Annotated in this window: 4 protein-coding genes; all 4 read right to left on the bottom strand. The window is 72.4% G+C overall.

Annotated features, from left to right (window positions below; all coding sequences use genetic code 11):
• Positions 1-44: 44 nt before the first annotated feature.
• Entirely contained in the window at positions 45-1481 is a 1437-nt protein-coding gene (gene murD / locus ACFU99_RS34115; RefSeq protein WP_384399587.1) for a UDP-N-acetylmuramoyl-L-alanine--D-glutamate ligase, read from the bottom strand.
• Positions 1463-2527 (bottom strand): phospho-N-acetylmuramoyl-pentapeptide-transferase, encoded by a 1065-nt coding sequence (mraY, locus tag ACFU99_RS34110; protein WP_384399584.1) that lies wholly within the window; start codon positions 2525-2527, stop codon positions 1463-1465. Before mraY ends, murD begins: the two co-directional genes overlap by 19 nt.
• A complete protein-coding gene (gene murF / locus ACFU99_RS34105) occupies positions 2524-3954 on the bottom strand; it encodes a UDP-N-acetylmuramoyl-tripeptide--D-alanyl-D-alanine ligase (protein ID WP_384399581.1) in 1431 nt (476 codons plus the stop codon). Before murF ends, mraY begins: the two co-directional genes overlap by 4 nt.
• Before the next feature lie 65 nt (positions 3955-4019).
• On the bottom strand, positions 4020-4561 hold a 542-nt coding region (locus ACFU99_RS34100), incomplete at its 5' end, for a glutamate ligase domain-containing protein (RefSeq protein WP_384399578.1).

Genomic DNA, 4561 nt, shown 5'->3' with positions numbered 1-4561 from the left:
CCTCCAGGGTGCCCGCGCACGGTCCTCGCGCGGGGACCCGCGGGCTACCGCTCGGCCGCGTCCCGGCCCGTGGCCAGTGCGCGCACCGCGTCCGCGAAGGCGTCGCCGCGCTCGTTGTAGTTGGCGAACATATCCATCGAGGCGCACGCGGGCGCCATGAGGACCGTGTCCCCCGGCCGGGCGAGCCGCTTCGCCTCGCGGACGGCCGCCGCCATCGCACCAGTGTCCGTCCGGTCGAGGTCGACAACCGGGACATCTGCGGCGTGTCGCGCCAGCGCTTCGCCGATCAGGGCGCGGTCGGCGCCCATCAGGACCACGCCGCGCAGCCTGCCCGCCGCCGCGGCGACGAGGTCGTCGAAGGCGGCGCCCTTGGCGAGGCCGCCCGCGATCCAGACGATCGGGTCGTAGGCCGCGAGCGACGCCTCGGCGGCGTGCGTGTTGGTGGCCTTGGAGTCGTCGATGTAGACGACGCCGTCGACGTCCGCGACGTGTTCGATGCGGTGCGCGTCGGGGCGGAAGGCCCGCAGCCCGTCCCGTACGGCCGCGGGCTCGACGCCGTAGGCGCGGGCCAGGGCCGCCGCGGCGAGCGCGTTGGCGATGTTGTGCGGCGCGGGCGGGTTGACGTCCGCGACCTCGGCCAGCTCCTGCGCCTGCTTCTGACGGTCCGCCACGAAGGCCCGGTCGACGAGGATTCCGTCGACGACGCCGAGCTGGGAGGGGGCGGGCGCGCCCAGCGTGAAGCCGATGGCGCGGCACCCCTCCACCACGTCGGCCTCGCGGACCAGCGCCTCGGTGGCGGGGTCGGCGAGGTTGTAGACGCAGGCGACCTCGTTGCCCTCGTAGATCCGGCCCTTGTCGGCGGCGTACGCGGCCATGGAGCCGTGCCAGTCGAGGTGGTCGGGGGCGAGGTTGAGGACGGCGGCGGAGTGCACGCGCAGGCTCGGCGCCCAGTGCAGCTGGTAGCTGGAGAGTTCGACGGCGAGGACGTCGTACGGCTCGTCGGAGAGGACCACGTCGATCAGCGAGACGCCGATGTTGCCGACGGCCGCGGTCCGCAGCCCGGCGGCCTCCAGGATCGAGGCGAGCATCCGGACGGTGGTCGTCTTGCCGTTGGTGCCGGTAACGGCGAGCCAGGGGGCGGCGTCGGGGCCGCGCAGCCGCCAGGCCAGTTCGACGTCGCCCCAGACCGGGACGCCCGCCTCCCGCGCGGCACGGAACAGCGGGCTGGAGGGCTTCCAGCCGGGGGTGGTGACCACCAGCTCGGCGCCTTCGGGGAGGGTGTCGCCGTCGCCGAGGCGGACGGTGACGCCCAGCGCCTGAAGTTCGGCGGCCTGGGCGCGTTCGCGTTCGCCGTCGCTGCCGTTGACCGCGGTGACGCGGGCGCCGAGGCCGGCCAGGGCGCGGGCGGCGGGGACGCCGCTCACGCCGAGGCCGGCGACGGTGATCTGCTTGCCGTCCCAGTTCACTTGATGGCCAGCCATCCGGTGTAGAAGAGGCCGAGTCCGACGGCGACGCACAGCCCCTGGATGATCCAGAAGCGGACCACCACAAGGACTTCGCTCCACCCCTTGAGTTCGAAGTGGTGTTGGAGCGGGGCCATGCGGAAGACGCGCTTCCCGGTGAGCCGGAAGGAGCCGACCTGGATGACCACGGACATGGTGATCAGCACGAAGAGGCCGCCCAGCAGGGCGAGGAGCAGCTCCGTGCGGGAGCAGATGGCGAGTCCGGCGAGCGCGCCGCCGAGCGCGAGGGAGCCGGTGTCGCCCATGAAGATCTTGGCCGGAGAGGTGTTCCACCACAGGAAGCCGAAGCACGAGCCCATCAGGGCCGAGGCGACGACGGCGAGGTCGAGCGGGTCTCTGACCTCGTAACAGGCGGCGCCCGCGGTCAGCGGGTTGGCGCAGGACTGGCCGTACTGCCAGACGCCGATGAATACGTACGCGCCGAAGACCATCACGGAGGCGCCGGTGGCGAGGCCGTCGAGGCCGTCGGTGAGGTTCACGCCGTTCGACATCGCGAGGATCATGAACAGCGCCCAGACCGCGAAGATCACCGGGCCGATGGACCAGCCGAAGTCCTGCACGAAGGAGAGCTTGGTGGAGGCCGGGGTCGCGCCGCGGGCGTCCTGGAACTGGAGCGCCAGGACCGCGAAGGCGATGCCGATGATCAGCTGGCCCGCCATCTTCGCCCTGGCCCGCAGGCCCAGGCTCCGCTGCTTGACGATCTTGATGTAGTCGTCCAGGAAGCCGACCAGGCCCATGCCCGCCGTCAGGAACAGCACCAGCAGGCCGGAGGGGGTCGGTCCGCCCCCGGTGAAGACCTTCGTCAGCGCGTACGCGATGAGCGTGGCGAGGATGAAGGCGATGCCGCCCATGGTGGGCGTGCCGCGCTTGCTGTGGTGCTCGCGCGGCCCGTCGTCGCGGATGAACTGGCCGTAGCCCTTGCGGGCCAGGAACTTGATCAGCAGCGGGGTGCCGATGAGGGTCAGCAGAAGACCGATGACTCCCGCGAAGAGGATCTGCTTCATGACCCGGCGACCTCGCCCTCGCCGGCCGTCAACGCCTCGCCCAGCCGCTCCAGCCCCACCGACCTGGACGCCTTCACCAGCACGATGTCACCCGGACGCAGCTCTCTGCGCAACAGGTCGATCGCCGCCTGCGCGTCGGACACGTGCACCGACTCCTCACCCCACGAACCCTCGTTATAGGCGCCCATTCGCAGCCAGGCCGCTTCCCTGCCGCCGACTGCCACGAGCTTGCTGACGTTGAGCCGGACGGCCAGCCGTCCGACCGCGTCGTGCTCGGCGAGCGACTCCTCGCCGAGCTCGGCCATCTGACCGAGTACGGCCCACGTACGGCCCCCCGTTGCCGAAGCGGCTCCGCCCATGGCGACGAGCGCGCGCAGTGCCGCTCGCATGGATTCGGGGTTCGCGTTGTAGGCGTCGTTGACGATCGTCACGCCGTCCGCGCGCTCGGTGACCTCCATCCGCCAGCGGGAGAGCTGCCCCGCCTCGGAGAGCGCGCTGGCGATCTCCTCTGCGGGCATACCCAACTCATGGGCGACGGCGGCCGCGGCGAGCGCGTTCGACACGTGGTGCTCACCGTACAGCCGCATGGTCACGGGCCCGCACCCGGTGGGTGTGTGAAGCGTGAAGGCGGGCCTGCCGTCCTCGGTGAGACGGACGTCCGCGGCCCGTACATCCGCGTCCGGACCCTCGCCGAAGAGGATCGTACGGGCCTTGGTGCGCGCGCTCATGGCGCGTACCAGCGGGTCGTCGGCGTTGAGCACGGCGATGCCGCCCTCGGCCTCCGTCGGCAGCGACTCGACCAGTTCGCCCTTGGCCTCGGCGATCTGCTCACGGCCGCCGAACTCGCCGATGTGCGCGGTGCCGACGTTGAGGACGACGCCGACGCGCGGCGGGGTCAGCTCCGTCAGATAGCGGATGTGGCCGATGGACCGGGCGCCCATCTCCAGCACCAGGTGCCGGGTCGAGTCGTCGGCGCGCAGCGCGGTGAGCGGCAGGCCGATCTCGTTGTTGAACGATCCGGGCGTCCACACCGTGGGACCGATCCGCTCCAGGAGCTGGGCGATCAGGTCCTTGGTGCTGGTCTTGCCGACCGATCCGGTGAGCGCGACGAGCGTGGCGCCGAGGCGCTGCGCGACGGCCCGCGCGAGCGCGCCGAGGGCCGCGACGACGTCGTCGACCACGATGGCCGGTACCGCGCCCCCGAGCGGGCGGGTGGCCAGTACGGCGACCGCGCCGGCCGCGACGGCTCGTTCGGCGAAGTCGTGGCCGTCCACGCGCTCACCGGCGAAGGCGGCGAAGAGGCCGCCCGGCCGTACGTCGCGGGAGTCGATCACGACCGGCCCGGTGACCCGCTGCTCCGGGTCGGGCAGATCGCGGGGCTGCCCGCCGACGATGGCGGTGATCTCGGCGAGGGACAGGTCGATCACCGCGAATCACCCCCGGCCGTTCGGGAGAGCTTCCGGGGGGAGGGTTGTACGCGCATGGCGGTCTGTCATCCCTGGTTGATCCGGTGCTGGGGGGCCGCTTCGATGGCCTCGCGCAGAACCTGGCGGTCGTCGAAGGGGCGGACCACTCCGGCGATGTCCTGGCCCTGCTCGTGGCCCTTGCCCAGGATGAGAACGGTGTCGTCGGGGTTGGCGCGGGCGACGGCGGCTGCGATGGCGTCGGCACGCTCCTCCGCGAGGAGGACGGTGCCGCGCTCGTGGGCGGGCACCTCGGCGGCGCCCGCGAGCATGGTGGCGAGGATCGCGAGGGGATCCTCGGAGCGGGGGTTGTCGGAGGTCAGCACGGCGGTGTCGGCGAGCCGGGCCAGCGCCGCGCCCATCGGCCGGCGCTTGTGCGGGTCGCGGTCGCCGCCGCAGCCGAGAACGGCGTGAATACGCCCCTTGGTGACCTTGCGCAGGGCGCGGAGAACCGATTCGACGGCGTCGGTCTTGTGCGCGTAGTCGACGACGGCGAGGTAGGGCTGGCCGGCGTCGACGCGGTCGAGGCGGCCGGGGACGCCGGGGACGCCGGCGACGCCGTCGGCCGCGG

Source organism: Streptomyces sp. NPDC057654 (assembly GCF_042800135.1).
GTDB lineage: Bacteria > Actinomycetota > Actinomycetes > Streptomycetales > Streptomycetaceae > Streptomyces.
Note: the sequence above shows the minus strand (reverse complement) of the source record. Positions and strands in the feature narration are given on the sequence as shown.